The organism is Blautia hominis, from assembly GCA_002270465.1.
In the GTDB taxonomy this organism is placed as follows: domain Bacteria; phylum Bacillota; class Clostridia; order Lachnospirales; family Lachnospiraceae; genus Blautia; species Blautia hominis.
The window spans coordinates 96,556-111,437 of the sequence record NQOF01000011.1 but is presented as its reverse complement, the minus strand read 5'-3'; the positions used below and the strand labels follow the sequence as shown (position 1 = coordinate 111,437).

Genomic DNA, 14,882 nt, shown 5'->3' with positions numbered 1-14,882 from the left:
CTTCTCTGACAGGATTACCATTAACATCTTATTTTCTCGGAAATGAAGATATAAATAAAATGCTAAGTCATAGGTTCTAACCTATGGCTTAGCACTATTTTTTTACCTCAACTTCAAAAGACAGGTACTATTTTAACTGAAAATGACCGTTATTGCAAATAGTAATTTTGTGAAGGGTTGCCAAAAAGTCGTTTTGGTGATTTTTTCTATGGACAAGTCGTGCCGGGAAGTATATAATCATCTTCAACAGCAGCAAGACTGCTGCAGCCACTTTGAGTTTGCATCTTATACTTAGAAGTTGGCATTTCTGTTTTTGATCAGCCGTTCGGCAAATGAATTCCATGTAGATTTGGTAATAAGACAAAGATGATCTCACCTCTGCAGGAGGTGCGGTATGTGAGGTTCAGCAGTGATGCCGGGCGGGGGTCTTGAAAAGTAAAGAGTGAAGAGGGGTGTTTTTATGTCTTTAGCGACAGGTATGGCACTGTTTTTTTCCGCCGGGGCGGTCTGCACCGATCTGTTCCTGGAAAAAGTGCCTAACAAATGGATCCTCCTGGGGCTTGCGGCAGGCGCCGGGTACCAGGGGCTGTCACACGGCGCAGGAGGGATGCCGCTGTTTTTGGGCGGTGTGTTTTTGCCGCTGCTGCTGCTGTTTCCGTTGTTCTGTTTTCGCATGATGGGGGCAGGTGACATTAAGCTTATGGCTGTACTCGGCGGAATCCTGGGTGTTTCCGGTATCCTGAAAGGGATGTTCTGCGCCTTTATCCTGGGCGCTGTACTTTCTTTGGCATTTCTTATTTCCTGCGGGAATCTGCGGGAACGTTTTTCTTATTTTTTCCATTATCTGAAAGTTTGCAAAGAGGAGAATTGTCCTATTCCCTATGGGAAACAGGGAGCACAGGCGGAGAATCTGCATTTTACCGTGCCCATACTTCTGGGAATCATGCTGTATGCGGGAGGTTTTTGTTGAGAAAAAAAGTGTTGGCAGTCTGTGATGAGGAGGCGTCTTATGCCTGCAGCTTCACCGCATGGCTGGAGAGAAAGGGACATTACCCTTTTGAGTTTATAGCTTTTACCGGAGCGGATAAAGTCTGCGATTATGTACAGACAAATCCTGTGGAGCTGCTGCTGGTGGCAGAGGGGACCATGTGTCCTGCGATCAGCAGCCTGCCTGTGAAGAAGCTTGTGGTTTTAGACGAGGAGAAGGGCACAGTGCCGGAAGAACTCCCTGCTGTGCTGAAATACCAGTCCTGCGAAAAGATCATGCAGGAGGTGACAGCCCTCTACGGGGAGGAAGCCCGGGAAGAGGGGAGGGGTGCGGCTGCCAAAAGGACAATGCATGTTCTGGGAGTCTATTCTCCTCTTGGACGTGTGGGGAAGACTTCCCTTGCGCTGGCCCTGGGGCAGTTCCTTGCAAGAAGGTATTCTGTGCTATTCTTAAACCTGGAACCGTATTCCGGTTTTGAGCAATTGTTCTCCTGCGGGTTTGAGAGGAATCTGGGAGATCTGTTTTACTATATCCGGCAGAAGAAGGGACAGCCGGCAGTGCAGCTTGCAGCTATGGTGCGTGAGGCCGGAGGGCTTTCGTATGTGCCCCCGGTCATCACACCGGAGGATGTGGAACAGATTACCGGGGAGGAATGGAGCGCACTGTTGGAGGAACTGAGGCTTTACAGTGGGTATCAGGTGGTCATTCTGGATTTCGGTGGGGGGATCACCCAGGCGTCTGTACTGTTTGATGCATGCAGCAAGATTTATATGCCTGTCCGCCAGGACCGGGTTTCAGAGGCAAAGCTGGCACAGTATGAGGCCTGGCTTGGAAGTACGGGGCGGGAAGATGTGTTGAAAAAGACGGAGAAGCTCATTCTTCCGACAGTGGCTCCCCAGGGGGAGATGCCGTGGCCGGAGTGCCTGACTGTCGGCAGATTTGGGGATCATGTGAGAAAGCTGGTGCAGGATGGAGGTATTTTCAGAACTTAGGAACAGCCTGATGGAACGGCTGGACAGTATGTGGGAGAGCACGGATGAGGAGGTGATGGAGCTTATTGACCGTCTGCTCATGGAGGAGGGAAGAAGACTTGGACTGAATCTGGGGCAGAAAAGCGCACTGCGCCGGGAATTATTTAGTTCCATCCGCAAATTGGATGTGCTGCAGGAGCTTTTGGAGGATTCCGGTGTTACGGAGATCATGGTGAATGGGTGGCAGCATATTTTTGTGGAGCGGGAGGGCAGGATCTCCCCCTGGGAAAAGCATTTTACATCCCCGGAAAAGCTGGATGACGTGATCCAGCAGATTGCCGGAAGATGCAACCGGGTGATCAATACCCTGCATCCCATTGTTGATGCCAGACTGGAGAACGGTTCCAGGGTCAATGCTGTCATAGCCCCTGCGGCACTGAACGGCCCTATACTCACCATACGCCAATTCCCAAAAGAACCGGTCACCATGGAGCGGCTGCTCTCCTTAGGGAGTGTGACGGAGGAGGCGCTTGGACTGCTGCTCCCTCTGGTGCGCGCCAAGTATACCATCCTCATCGGAGGAGGGACCGGAGCGGGCAAGACCACCATGCTGAACGCATTGTCCGCGTTCATTCCCCAGGATGAGAGAATCATAACCATAGAGGATAACGCAGAGCTTCAGATACAGGGGATCCCCAATCTGGTGAGACTGGAGTGCAGGGCAGCCAATATAGAAGAATCACAGGAGATCACCATGGCTGATTTATTAAAGACTGCTTTGAGGATGCGGCCGGACAGAATTATTGTGGGGGAGGTGAGAAGTGACGCGGAGGAGCTGCTGCAGGCCGTCAATGTGGGAGCAGAGGGCAGTATGTCCACCATTCATGCAAACAGCTGCACGGACATGATAACAAGGCTGGAGACCCTGGTTCTCATGGGGATCAACCTTCCCCTTCCGGCGATCAGGAGACAGATAGCAGCGGGGTTTGATATATTTATACATTTGGGACGGCTCAGGGACAAAAGCCGCAGGATCCTGGAAATCTGTGAGATAGACGGGATGGAGGACGGGGAAATACTTTTGAATCCACTGTTTCTGTACGAGGAGGAAAGGGGCCTTGTGCAGAAAGGAAAACTGAGACACAGAGAAAAATTAGAAAAGGCGGGGATGACACTTGAAGATGGATTATGAACACTACAAACTGACAATTCTGGAATGGGCCAGATATCTGGGGGAGAGCGTACTCATCTGCGTGATCATAGATGCGCTGTGCTACCAGAGCTTGCTCACCTTTCTGTTTATGCTGCCCATACCTTTCTGGTATATCAGGCAGAGAAAACGGCAGCTCCTGCTGCTGCGGCGCAGAAGGCTCCATCACCAGTTCAGGGATGCGCTGAACGCGCTGGGGGCGGGAATCTCAGCCGGATATTCCCTGGAGAATGCGGTTTTGGAAGCAGGAAAGGATATGGACCGGATATACGGGCCTGACAGGGAGATTTCCAGAGAACTTGCATATATGGCAGCACAGATGCGCGTCAGCGTTCCGGTAGAAAAACTATTCTATGACCTGGGACACAGAAGCCGGGTGGAGGATATCCGCAGTTTTTCCGAGATCCTGGCACAGTCGAAGCGTATGGGAGGCAATATGCGGGAGACCATTCAGAACTGTGTAAGGATCATGGAGGACAAGATTGATGTGAAAAAGGAGATTGACGCCATGCTGGCTGCCAGAAAAATGGAACAGAATATCATGAGCTTCATGCCGGTTGGTATCATCCTCTATATGCGTCTGACCTCACCGGGGTTTATGGATGTGCTGTACCACAATGCTGCCGGGGTCTGCATCATGACTGCCGGACTTGGCTGTTACGCGGGAGCTTTTATCTGGGGCAGGAGGATTGTGGAGATTGAAGTATAAGAAAACCCTGATTGGGGAGAAGAAAGCGTTTGCAGCCGGCATGGCGGTGGTTTTACTGGCTAATGCAGCCGGCCTTACCACGTATTTCCTGGAAAACAAACGTGCCGGAAAAGAAAAGACGGAATATCTGGAGCGGCGGGAATATGGCCAAGGTGATTATGAGGAAGAACTGACAGTAAAGTCAGAGCAGGGTAAGCAGAATATAACGGTGCGTGTCCGCGAAAAAGAATACGGACCGGGTGAAGCAAAAAAAATCCTCAGCCGGGTAAAAGATAAGATGCCCTCGCTTATCCGAGGGAAGAACAGCGGCCTGGATAAGATCAGCTATCCCCTTCATCTGCCGGATCGCAGTCCTGATTTTCCGGTAAACATGTCGTGGAGTACGGATATGCCTGAAGTGCTGAATTGGGAAGGCAAGATCGGGGAGAATACCGGGGAGAGCGGTACAAAAGTAAACCTAATGTGCGAGTTGAGTCTGGGCCTGGAGACGGAACGGTGGGAAAAGGAAGTGACGGTCTATCCGGAGAAGATCACCCGTGAAGAAAGACTGCAGAGGGAGGTGCAGAAGGTGGTGGATACACAGAACAATGTCTCTGAGGATAAGGTAAAACTGCCGGAAAAAGTGGACGGAACCCAGGTCTTTTTTCAGAAAGAACAGAGCAGAAACGGTGTGCTGATCTGCCTTTTCGGGACAGCTTTTGGTCTGCTGATCCTCCCTTTATACAGAGAAAAAGAGAAGGAAAAAGACAGGGAAAAAAAGGCCCAAATGCAGGCAGATTATCCCGATATTGTGAGCAGGATCTTACTGTTTCTGCAGGCAGGACTGACGGTGCACAGTGCAGTGGAAAAGATTGCAAAAGACTATGTCAGCAGTTGCAAAATGTATGGTCAGAAGCAGCGCGCTGCCTATGAAGAACTGGTGGAGACTTACAGAGAAATGGAAGGCGGTATGCCTGAGATACAGGCGTATGAGAGGTTGGGAAACCGCTGTAATACGCCGGAATATAAGGTGCTTTCCGTGCTGTTGGTACAGAATCTAAAGAAGGGAAATCAGGGAGTATTAGCCCTTCTGGAACGGGAAACCACGGCTGCTGTGGAGGAGCGGAAAAGGACAGCAAAAATAAGCGGGGAACAGGCATCTACGAAACTTTTAGGTCCTATGTTTATACAGCTTGGATTGGTTATGGCACTGATCATGATTCCTGCTTTTCTGAGTTTTTACTAGCTGATATAAGTCAAAAGTCATAAAAATATTTAGAAAGGGGGTGATGATCATGAAGGTGTTCAGGGATTTTTATGATGATGAATCAGGAATCACTGTGATTGAAATCGTGCTGGTGTTGGTGGTGCTGATTGGGCTTGTTATCATTTTTAAGAAACAGCTCACCAGCCTAATACAGAGTATTCTTTCAAAAATCACAAGCCAGAGTAACAGTATTTAGTGAGGTCCTTATGAGACAAAAGGGAAGTATGACAATTGCCATGTGTATGATGCTTTCTGTAATGCTTGGAATCCTTACAGCAGGTATCAAGCTATGCAGGGAACAGTATGCCCGGGTACAGGCTGTAAATGCAGTGGACACAGGATTGTATTCCGTATTCTCGGAGTATGAAAGGGATTTGCTGGAGGAGTATGACTTGTTTTTTCTGGACAGCGGGTACGGGGGAGGAGCCATAGATGCTTTCCGTGTGGTACAGCAAATGGAAAATTCCATGGATCTGACTCTAAAAACCGGCATACGGGGAAGCAGACGGGAAAATTGTTCTATTACAGGGTACAGGCTGGCCTCCGATAACGGCGGGGAGGCATTCTGTGCACAGGCGGCAGAGGCTGTCAGAAAACATCTGGGTACGGATGCCGTGAAACGCCTGAAGGAGTATCTCAGCAATACCGGGGAAGTGATAGAACAGCAGCAGGAACAAAAGGAGGCCGGAGTTCCTCCCATGCCGGAGGAACCGGTGCCGGATGACACGTCTGTATCGGAAATTACCCCGGATAACAATCCCCTGGAGGTGATAAAGCGTATACGGACCATGGGGATTTTAGGGCTGGTTCTCCCTGACGATGCAGTTATTTCCGAAAAGGAAGCAGATGTTTCCGTTTTCACTTCAAACCGAAATCTGCAGAAGGGGATGGGAAGTTTAGGAGGCCGTGAATCCGGTACATCCGATAAGCTGTTTCTCCAGGCATACGCAATGAATAAACTGGGAACTTACAGAGAACCTGTGAATCCGGGAGCCCTTGATTATCAGGTGGAATACATAGTGGGCGGCAAGGGCAGCGACAGGGAAAATCTGAAAAAGACAGTGAACAGGATGCTGCTGCTGCGCGAGGCCGCAAACGCGGCGTATCTTTATACAGACCCGGAAAAGCGGGCACAGTCCGGTGCACTGGCGGCATCACTGTGCACGGCACTTCTGATACCGGAGGGGGCCTTTGTAGTTGAAAAACTGCTTCTGCTGGGGTGGGCCTACGGGGAAAGCCTTTTGGACGTGCGCCAGCTGATGGCAGGCGGGAAGGTCCCACTGGTAAAAAATAGTGCGAGCTGGCAGCTTGCACTTTCGGATATAGGACAGATTTTTTCGCTGCTGCAGGACGGGCAGGCAAAAAATACTTCCGGCCTGGATTATAATGACTATCTGCAGATATTGTTGTTCACATCCTCCAGGAACAACCTGACATTTCGCTGTATGGATATGATAGAACAGAACATGCGGCTAAAACCCGGAAAAGAAAATTTCCGTATAGATTCCTGTATGGAATGTCTGGAGATGGAAACCGGTTTTCTAAGCCCATCGGGAAACAGGTGGACAGCAATCCGAAGTTATGGATATGACATGTGAAATGCAATTGTGAAAAGCAGAAAGAAGGAGGGGGAGCAGTTGCCCGGTGTAAAAGGCAGAAATCAATGGAATAGAAAGGAATGGTACTCTCTTCAGCAAAAAGGAAGCCTGACACTGGAGAGTGCGGCTGTTCTCCCTCTTTATTTTCTGGCAATGGTAATGCTTATCAGTATGATGGATATCTTCCGCATCCAGACAATTCTGGTATCCGCGCTCAGCCAGAGCGCCAAAGAGCTGGGAATGTATGCATACAGCATAGACGGGGAGAGTAGATCACCCGTTGGAGCAGTGACGGACGCTGTCTGTGCTGCTTATGCTTCGGCGGAGGTACAGAAGAGAATAAAGGGAGAAAATCTTACCGGAATTGTGGGAAGACAGGCGGGGATCACACTGCTGGGTTCACAGTATCAAAATGGTATTGTAACCCTGAAAGCCAACTATCTGTACAGAAGTCCGGCAGCAGTATTTCCGGTCCTCCCGGTAAAGATAAAGGCTGCAGCCAGTGCGCAGGCCTGGCTGGGATATGAGGGGGATAAATACGGCAGAGCAGATGACGGGCCGGGGGAGGAGATGGTTTTTGTGACGGATTATGAAAGTGTATATCACACCTCACAAGATTGTACCCATATAAAGCTTACGGTAAAGCATGTGGGAATACAGAATGCCTTACAGGGCAAAAACCAGTACGGGAATAAGTATCATCCCTGTGAAAAATGCATGAAGGGGCACGGGAATGACAGATTTGTGTATATTACGGAAAAAGGAAACCGTTACCACAGCGACAGTTCGTGCGGCGGTTTGGCACGGCATGTACGGCTGATGAAGAAATCTGAGGCGGAGAACAGGAGTGCCTGTTCACGCTGCGGGGTAAAATAGGGGGAAGATTCAAATGACAGAGAAGATAACCGCAGGTATTTTACTTGCGTTTATGGGATGGGAAGATTTCAGAGGGAAAACAGTTGCGGTCTGGAAAATCCTTTTATTTCTGACAGGAAGTTTGATATGTGCGGCGGTCAAGACAAAAGGGATTCCGGGGGAAGTATGGAGCACAGCCCAGGACGCTCTGGTCGGCAGCCTTCCGGGTGTCCTTCTTTTGCTCTTCGGAAGGATCTCAGGCTGGGCAGTGGGCAGTGCAGATGGAATGATCGTGTTGATCTTAGGAATCTACCTGGGATTCTGGCAGGTTCTCAGCGTATTGTCAGGTGCTTTCATATTGGCGGTACTGGCTGCCGGTTTTTTACTGACAGTGCGGAAGAAGGACAGGAAGTATGAGATACCGTTCATCCCGTTTTTATTTGCAGGGATGATGTTTTATTTCTTTATAGGATGAGACAGGAGATCATGATAAGAAAAAACAGAAGAAGGTTTGTGTGCAGAGGCAGTTATACCCTGGAGGCTGCCTGTATCAGCGGCGTGTGGATGCTGATCGTATTTGCGGTCCTTTTGCTGCTGATGGGAACCATAAAAAGAGGGGTATACACAGCAAAAGCATATGAGGCGGCAGTGGCAGGCAGCACGGAGGCTGTACGCAGACAGGGGGATGGCGTGGCAGCAGCAGGGGAACGGCTTGCCGGTGAAAGCGGACATTATTCTGTGAACGGCAGCAAAAGGGAAGTTACCGTCAGCTATGAGGAGCATATAAAATTCCCTTTCGCCGGTTTACAGTGGCATATACAGGGCAATGGAAAAAGTAAAGTGATCCGGCCTGTTTCGTTTATAGAAAAGGTTAGAATCGTCAGAAGATGGAAGGACGAAATGGGGGGATAAGGAGGACAAGATGCAGGCAGAGTACAGAAGGGAAATGAATCACAGTTATCTGGTTCTGAAAGCTGACGAAGAAATGGATCCGCAGGGATATGAGATAAAAATGCTTTTACACAACGCACCGGCGGGGCTGCTTCCCCTCTCTGTGCGATATATAGACGGCGAGCCGCTGTTTTATTATGAGGTCACATCCAAGCAGAGTATTTCCTTACTCTATGAGACAAAAAAGTTTGGAAGGGAAGATCTGGAGCGGATTTTCAGGGCAGCAGCAGATGTGATCGAGAGACTGGAGGAATATCTTCTGGATATTGAGACACTTCTTTTTAATCCCCGCTATATCTATATGGATACAGAACGGCAGAATATCTATTTCTGCTGTTTTCCTGTGAGAGAGGAAAAGGAACAGGCCGGGATATTGGAATTGACGGAGTATATACTGCCGAAGATAGACCATAAAGATGCAGGGGCTGTAGTTTTGGGATATGGCGTGTATAGGGAGAGCGTGGAGTCCGGTATGGGAGCGGATGAGATTCGCAAAGAGTTAAGAAAGGTAACCCTGGAGAATCTGAAGGAAGGAGAGGCCAGACAGAAGGAGGAGTATACGCAGCAGGAGTATACGCAGCAGGAGTATACGCAGCAGGAATATACACAGCAGGAATATACCGGGGAGGCAGTGATGACAGAGGAGAAGAGAAGGCAGGCACTGGATGCTTTTTTCGAGGAGGAGGAAGAGGTTGAAGAGAAGCATCCCCTGTTAAATGCTGTGGGGTGTATTTTTACATTGGCGGCAGCAGCGGTGTGCATTTATCTTCTGTTGCACTATGAGATCGCCAACACATTTCAAATCTGTATTGGATTATCAACAGCGGCGGCAGCGGGTACAGGGGCCTTTTTTGTATTTAGGCTCAAGAAGGCCAGGGAGGAGAAAAAGAGGAAGAAAAAAGAGCTGGACCAGCTGGAAGCATGGGGATGGGAACGGGATGCTGAATATGAGCGGGAGGATATAAGCGAGGCGGAGAGATATGCAAACGAAAGTCCAGTGGAGAAAAAGGAAGCGGATGTTTTGGATACATGCGGCCCCACCATTCTATTGTCGCCGGATCAAGAGAATGAGGCAGACGCATGTTTATTTTGGACGGAAGAAGGCGTTCAAAAGAGATTTATGCTTACCAAAGATATGGGGATGATCGGAAAGCTGACGGGGTCTGCGGATATATGCCTAAGGCATCCGGCAGTGAGCAGGATACATGGCAGAATACGAAAAGAGGGGAAAGATTTTTTTATTTCCGACTTGAATTCAAAGAATGGTACCCTCTTAAACGACAGAATGCTGGAACCGGAACGAGAATATTTACTGCATAATGGTGATAAGATAAGTATTGCGGGAACGGAGTTAGAGTACCGCTATTTTCAGAATATAGGGGGCTGATTGGCTTATTTTAGGCGGCTTAATTTGGAAGTATATGGTTGCGTTAATCTGGGAAAGAGCTTATAATGAAGCTATGTCCTGCAGGCAGGGAGTGAAGAGTGGTTTAAGGATTTCGCAGGGCTGAAGACTATATCAGATAAGAAGAAAAGGACAGGTAGTGCATGGTAGATTACAGTAACTGGAACCAGAAGCCGGAATCCGATCTCAGGCGGTTTTTACGAATGCGGAAGAGTGTTTTGATGAACACGATTATGGTAGCTGTCAATATTTTAGTGTTTTTGTTGACAGAGCTAACCGGGTCATCACTGGACAGCAGGCATCTTGTAAACTGGGGAGCTGCTTATACGCCGTTCATTGAACAGGGGCATGAATATTACCGTCTTTTTACCTGTATGTTTCTTCATTTCGGGCTGACACATCTGGGAAATAATATGTTGGTGCTTGTATTTCTTGGAGACAGTCTGGAAAGAGAAGTGGGCAAAATACGCTATCTTCTCATTTATCTGATTGGCGGAATTGGTGCCAGCTATATTTCTTATTACGCAGAGATAAGAGGAGGGGAGACGGTAGTCTCCGCAGGTGCATCCGGTGCGGTGTTTGCCGTGATTGGAGCGCTGATCTATGTGGTGATAAGAAATCGTGGGAGAGTGGAAAACTTTACGACCAGACAGCTTGTTTTCCTGGCCGCGCTTACACTTTATCATGGGTATACAAGTGCAGGGGTAGACAATGCAGCACATCTTGGCGGGCTTTTATGCGGCTTCGCCCTTGGGATAATCCTTTATCATGGAAAGAAAAGGCTGCCTTCATAATAAGAGGCAGCACATTTTTGTGTGATTAACTGATTGGGAGAATTACTTTGAAAATGGTACCTTCACCTGGTTTTGATTTGAAGGAAATAGTGCCTTTGTGGGCGCTGACAATCCGTCTGCAGATTGGCAGACCAAGGCCGGTACCTTCCTGTTTGTGCGTGATGAATGGCTCAAACAGATCATTCTGATATTCAGATGGAATGCCGTTACCGGTATCTGCTATCGTAAATATGACAGCTTCACCGTCTGATTGTATGGTACAGGCAATATGGCCTTCGGTTTCAATAGCATCCGATGCGTTTCTGATCAGGTTCAGAAAAAGTTGACGGAGCTTTATGCCGTCAGCTTTTATAACGGGTATTGGAGATAATTTCTGCAAATCTATGGTAATATGCCGTTCATTCAAAGATGGGGTCACAGATTCAATTACATCGCAGAAGGTTGTATAAATATTGGAAATCTGCAAATTCAGTTTTTCTGAGTTATTGAAGGCGGATAATTCATTGAGAAGTGATTTGAGAAAATCCATATTCTCCATGATTTTTTGCCAGTAATTATCCTGCGTTAGTTCAGGATGCCGTCCTTCTAAAAGCTGCATGAAGCTGTTGATCAAAGTGACAGGATTTCTTATTTCGTGAGAAACCTGAGAAAGCATAAACTGATGCTTCATTTTCAATTGCTGATAGAGCATCTTATAATCAGCAGTTTCAGGCATCCTGGTGCTCTGGTTGGTGCCGGATTGTATCGTCATTAGGTGTCCCCCCTGTTCTTTCTTTACGTTGATAGTGTAGCACTGTTACTGCCAAATATCAAATAATTTCATAACCTAAAAAGCGCCAAAAAACGACAAACTTATGACAGAATGCCGTCGATAAGAGCCGGCAAAAGCAGCACAGAAAGGAGAAATAAATATGTCGGATTGTATTTTTTGTAAGATTGCAGACGGCGAGATCCCGTCCGCAACGCTCTATGAGGATGAGGACTTCCGGGTCATATTGGACCTGGGACCAGCGAACAAAGGACATGCTTTAATTCTGCCGAAACAGCACTATGCCAATCTCTATGAAATCCCTGATGAGCTGGCAGGTAAAGCGATGGTGCTTGCAAAGAAAATAATCACCAGAATGAGAGACGTTCTCGGCTGCGATGGTTATAATGTTGTGCAGAACAACGGAGAAGCAGCTGGCCAGACCGTCTTCCATTTCCATATCCATCTGATACCGCGCAGTGTTGGGGATAACGCTGGGATTACATGGACGCCGGGGAAATTAACAGAGGAGGATAAACAGGAAATCCTTGAGAAGTTTTCAATGGATTAGACTTCAGGAAAAGGGTTAAGATGACAGAAGAAAAATTTCGTGAAATCTTTCATCAATATTATCGTTTAGTTATGAAAGCGGCATACTGTGTCTTGTATGATGCAGATCTTTCACAGGATATCTGCCAAGAAACATTTCTTACGTTTCTGGAAAAGGTGGATACTGTTGATAAAACACGTTATGCGGAATGGCTGTCCGTTTGTGCCAGAAGAAAAGCCATAGATTTTTGTAAGAAGGCTTATCAGGTACATGAAGTGACAGCAGGAGACCGTGCTGAAAAAGTAGGTGCGGAGAAAATGGCGGACAAGAATGACAACGGAGGCAAAAGCACCAGATTTTATAATGATGAAATGGCTGAGATGATGGTGCACAAAGAATTTACCGGAAAGATTCTCAATTCTCTGAGAACGAAGAATACGGACTGGTATGAAATCACAGTAAGGACATATGTCATGGGAGAAAACGATGAAGAAATTGCCTGTGCTCTTGGCATCACCATTGGAAATGTGCGTACCAAGAGACACAGGATGATGGAATGGCTGAAACAAAGATATCAGTCAGAATACGATTCGCTATGAATTATCTGTTTATGGTCTGTTCAAATAGCTGAACAATTTCTTCAATAGAATCAGTCAGCTTGCTTTTGGACATGGCATCCGTAAAAGTAGAGCGGTTTTCATAGAGGGAGTTAATTGTATCAAGAAGCTTTTCATTGGTGATTTCTTCCTCCTCCAGAACCATACTGTAACCCATGCGTTCAAAAGAACGGGCATTCAGTATCTGGTCACCGCGGCTTGCACGGGCAGATAGCGGAATCAGGAGATTAGGTTTTTTCAGTGCACTCAGTTCACAGATGGCATTGGCGCCTGCTCTGGAAATGACAATATCCGCAAGGGCAAATAGATCGGCCAGTTCTTTTTTGATATATTCATACTGTACATAACCTTTTGTGTCTTTTAATGATTCGTCCAGTTTTCCTTTGCCGCAGAGATGGACAACTTGGAAATTTTTCAGCAATTCAGGAAGAACTGCACGGACGGCATCATTTACGGCTGCTGCACCAAGGCTTCCCCCAATGATCATAATAACCGGTTTGTCAGAAGTAAAACCGGTAAAAGCCCGTGCTCTTTCGGGGCTTCCTTCCAGCAGTTCCTGCCGTATGGGAGTTCCGGTCAGTACCGCTTTGTTCGCGGGCAGTTCAGACACGGTTTCAGGGAAGTTGCAGCACACTTTAGTAGCAAAAGGAATAGAAATTTTATTAGCCAGACCAGGTGTCATGTCAGATTCGTGGATAAAGGTAGGGATTTTTCGCCTGCTTGCCGCGATCACCACAGGAACGGTAACAAATCCGCCTTTGGAAAAGACAACATCAGGTTTCAACTGTTTCATAAGTTTTTTAGCTTCCGCAAAGCCTTTCATAACTTTGAATGGGTCAGTAAAGTTTTTGACATCAAAATAGCGTCTTAATTTACCGGATGCAATCCCATAATAAGGGATACCCAATTCCTCTATCAGTTTTTTTTCGATTCCTTCATAGGAACCGATATAAGAAATGGTATAGCCCAGCTCCTTTAGGCGGGGAATCATTGCAATATTAGGGGTAACGTGTCCGGCAGTACCGCCGCCGGTAAGTACGATATGTTTCATGGTGTCCTCCTGCTCATTCAAAAATAATAGTTAAAAGAATAATTGTAACGGTTCAGTACCTTCACAGTTACGAGCAAAGATCCGCACAAGATCGCCTTCGGCGACGGGATTTTTGCCTGGCTGCTGAACAATTTCTTGCGGTCAGCGCGGTGAATGTGCAGACGCCTACTGAATAGTTACAAACAAATACTATAAGATAATATGATACACTTGTCAGGAAAAGTCAAGGAAAGATAGGAGTTTCATGAGTAAATTGGACGAAAAGCAAGTTGAACAAGCACATAAGTCTGCGGCAGTCCAGAAAGACAAAGCTTTTGAGGAATGGGTCAGCCAAAGCGTCCTTGATGAAACCGCAGAGATGGTAAACGGGTTGGAAAACGACCCGGATTTAGATGATTTTGAGCCCTCCGAGGAACTGTTCCAGAAAATTGTGGGAATAGCAAATGAGAGAGGGCTGCTGGCCGAAGTAGAGCAAGAAGATATGAACGAAGAGAAGATAGAACTTTCAGATGATAAAGAGAGTCAGGAAAATATTTTTGCTAAAAACTCCAAAGCAATAAAGCATATACAGCCATTTAAAAAGAGTGTCATATATAAGACTTCATATGCACGTAAAGCTTTTAAATGGGTTGCAATGTTAGCAATAACATTAATGGGTGTGTTTGGTGTATCTATGAGTAGTCAGGCTAATAGAACTTTTGTAATGCAAAAAATGAATGAAATGTTTGGTAATGATGTAAATACAAAAGTTAATAATACTGGAGATGTAATAGTAAGTAGTACACAGGAAGAGGACGACAAAAAAGAAATAGAGAGAATTTTAGAGGTAACAGTACCTTCGTTATATTATCTGCCAGATGGGACGATTTATGATTCCTTTCGTATAGACCAGGATGCTCATGCAGTGTATATGAGATACAAATTAGAAACACAATATTTTTATCTACAAATATTAGAAAATAATAATGAATCAAGTGGTATATATCGTAATGACCAAGGAAGTTTGATAGATACTCTCAATAATGATATGATTGATTCAAAGATTGAACTTTGGAAAATCGAAGAAGAAGGAGATGAGATGCCGGTCTATTTGGCACAATGGGATTATGGTAATACTTACTACTGTATTAGTGGAAAACTGCAAGAAAAAGAGATAAGATTGATAGTTGAAAATTTGATATTTTAGAAA

The 14,882-nt window shown here is 46.6% G+C and carries 17 protein-coding genes; 15 read left to right on the top strand and 2 right to left on the bottom strand.

All coding sequences use genetic code 11. From position 1 onward, the window contains the following. Positions 1 to 460: 460 nt before the first annotated feature. The 12 genes from CI595_RS24700 (at position 461) to CI595_RS24645 (ending at position 10,727) form a co-directional block, all read left to right on the top strand. A complete protein-coding gene (locus CI595_RS24700; RefSeq protein ID WP_095176263.1) occupies positions 461 to 970 on the top strand; it encodes a prepilin peptidase in 510 nt (169 codons plus the stop codon). Beyond that, positions 967 to 1,980: a P-loop NTPase family protein gene (locus CI595_RS24695; protein WP_095176262.1), complete on the top strand. Its 1,014-nt coding sequence runs from the start codon at positions 967 to 969 to the stop codon at positions 1,978 to 1,980. Before CI595_RS24700 ends, CI595_RS24695 begins: the two co-directional genes overlap by 4 nt. Further along, entirely contained in the window at positions 1,958 to 3,151 is a 1,194-nt protein-coding gene (locus CI595_RS24690) for a TadA family conjugal transfer-associated ATPase (RefSeq protein ID WP_095176261.1), read from the top strand. Before CI595_RS24695 ends, CI595_RS24690 begins: the two co-directional genes overlap by 23 nt. Next, positions 3,141 to 3,878 (top strand): type II secretion system F family protein, encoded by a 738-nt coding sequence (locus CI595_RS24685; RefSeq protein WP_095176260.1) that lies wholly within the window; start codon positions 3,141 to 3,143, stop codon positions 3,876 to 3,878. Before CI595_RS24690 ends, CI595_RS24685 begins: the two co-directional genes overlap by 11 nt. Continuing rightward, the gene (locus tag CI595_RS24680) at positions 3,868 to 5,103 is read left to right on the top strand and encodes a type II secretion system F family protein (protein ID WP_095176259.1); all 1,236 of its coding nucleotides are present in this window, start codon (positions 3,868 to 3,870) and stop codon (positions 5,101 to 5,103) included. Before CI595_RS24685 ends, CI595_RS24680 begins: the two co-directional genes overlap by 11 nt. Before the next feature lie 49 nt (positions 5,104 to 5,152). After that, complete coding sequence (locus CI595_RS24675; protein ID WP_095176258.1) at positions 5,153 to 5,320, top strand: Flp1 family type IVb pilin; 168 nt, start codon at positions 5,153 to 5,155, stop codon at positions 5,318 to 5,320. Positions 5,321 to 5,330: 10 nt separating this feature from the next. Continuing rightward, complete coding sequence (locus tag CI595_RS24670) at positions 5,331 to 6,722, top strand: DUF5702 domain-containing protein (RefSeq protein ID WP_095176257.1); 1,392 nt, start codon at positions 5,331 to 5,333, stop codon at positions 6,720 to 6,722. Positions 6,723 to 6,761: 39 nt separating this feature from the next. Then, a complete protein-coding gene (locus CI595_RS24665) occupies positions 6,762 to 7,598 on the top strand; it encodes a TadE/TadG family type IV pilus assembly protein (RefSeq protein ID WP_095176256.1) in 837 nt (278 codons plus the stop codon). Between the two features lie 13 nt (positions 7,599 to 7,611). Then, positions 7,612 to 8,052 (top strand): A24 family peptidase, encoded by a 441-nt coding sequence (locus CI595_RS24660; protein WP_095176255.1) that lies wholly within the window; start codon positions 7,612 to 7,614, stop codon positions 8,050 to 8,052. A gap of 11 nt (positions 8,053 to 8,063) precedes the next feature. Next, positions 8,064 to 8,489 carry a hypothetical protein gene (locus tag CI595_RS24655; protein ID WP_147737764.1) on the top strand — a complete coding sequence of 142 codons (426 nt, stop codon included), beginning with the start codon at positions 8,064 to 8,066 and terminating at the stop codon, positions 8,487 to 8,489. 10 nt (positions 8,490 to 8,499) lie between these two features. Beyond that, positions 8,500 to 9,915, top strand: a complete 1,416-nt coding sequence (locus CI595_RS24650) for a DUF6382 domain-containing protein (protein WP_095176253.1) — start codon at positions 8,500 to 8,502, stop codon at positions 9,913 to 9,915. Between the two features lie 221 nt (positions 9,916 to 10,136). Then, the gene (locus CI595_RS24645) at positions 10,137 to 10,727 is read left to right on the top strand and encodes a rhomboid family intramembrane serine protease (RefSeq protein WP_167388484.1); all 591 of its coding nucleotides are present in this window, start codon (positions 10,137 to 10,139) and stop codon (positions 10,725 to 10,727) included. A 25-nt stretch (positions 10,728 to 10,752) separates the two neighbouring features. Here the strand turns inward: CI595_RS24645 and CI595_RS24640 are convergent, their stop codons facing one another. Further along, positions 10,753 to 11,478 (bottom strand): sensor histidine kinase, encoded by a 726-nt coding sequence (locus tag CI595_RS24640; RefSeq protein ID WP_095176251.1) that lies wholly within the window; start codon positions 11,476 to 11,478, stop codon positions 10,753 to 10,755. Between the two features lie 160 nt (positions 11,479 to 11,638). On the opposite strand from CI595_RS24640, the gene CI595_RS24635 reads away from it, so the two are divergent. Both CI595_RS24635 and CI595_RS24630 read left to right on the top strand, forming a co-directional pair. Next, positions 11,639 to 12,046: an HIT family protein gene (locus CI595_RS24635; RefSeq protein ID WP_095176250.1), complete on the top strand. Its 408-nt coding sequence runs from the start codon at positions 11,639 to 11,641 to the stop codon at positions 12,044 to 12,046. A 20-nt stretch (positions 12,047 to 12,066) separates the two neighbouring features. Beyond that, positions 12,067 to 12,624, top strand: a complete 558-nt coding sequence (locus CI595_RS24630) for an RNA polymerase sigma factor (protein ID WP_095176249.1) — start codon at positions 12,067 to 12,069, stop codon at positions 12,622 to 12,624. 1 nt (position 12,625) lies between these two features. Here the strand turns inward: CI595_RS24630 and CI595_RS24625 are convergent, their stop codons facing one another. Next, a complete protein-coding gene (locus CI595_RS24625; RefSeq protein ID WP_095176248.1) occupies positions 12,626 to 13,693 on the bottom strand; it encodes an undecaprenyldiphospho-muramoylpentapeptide beta-N-acetylglucosaminyltransferase in 1,068 nt (355 codons plus the stop codon). A gap of 244 nt (positions 13,694 to 13,937) precedes the next feature. Between CI595_RS24625 and CI595_RS24620 the strand changes: the two genes are divergently transcribed. Then, positions 13,938 to 14,879 carry a DUF4367 domain-containing protein gene (locus tag CI595_RS24620; protein WP_095176247.1) on the top strand — a complete coding sequence of 314 codons (942 nt, stop codon included), beginning with the start codon at positions 13,938 to 13,940 and terminating at the stop codon, positions 14,877 to 14,879. Positions 14,880 to 14,882: the final 3 nt, after the last annotated feature.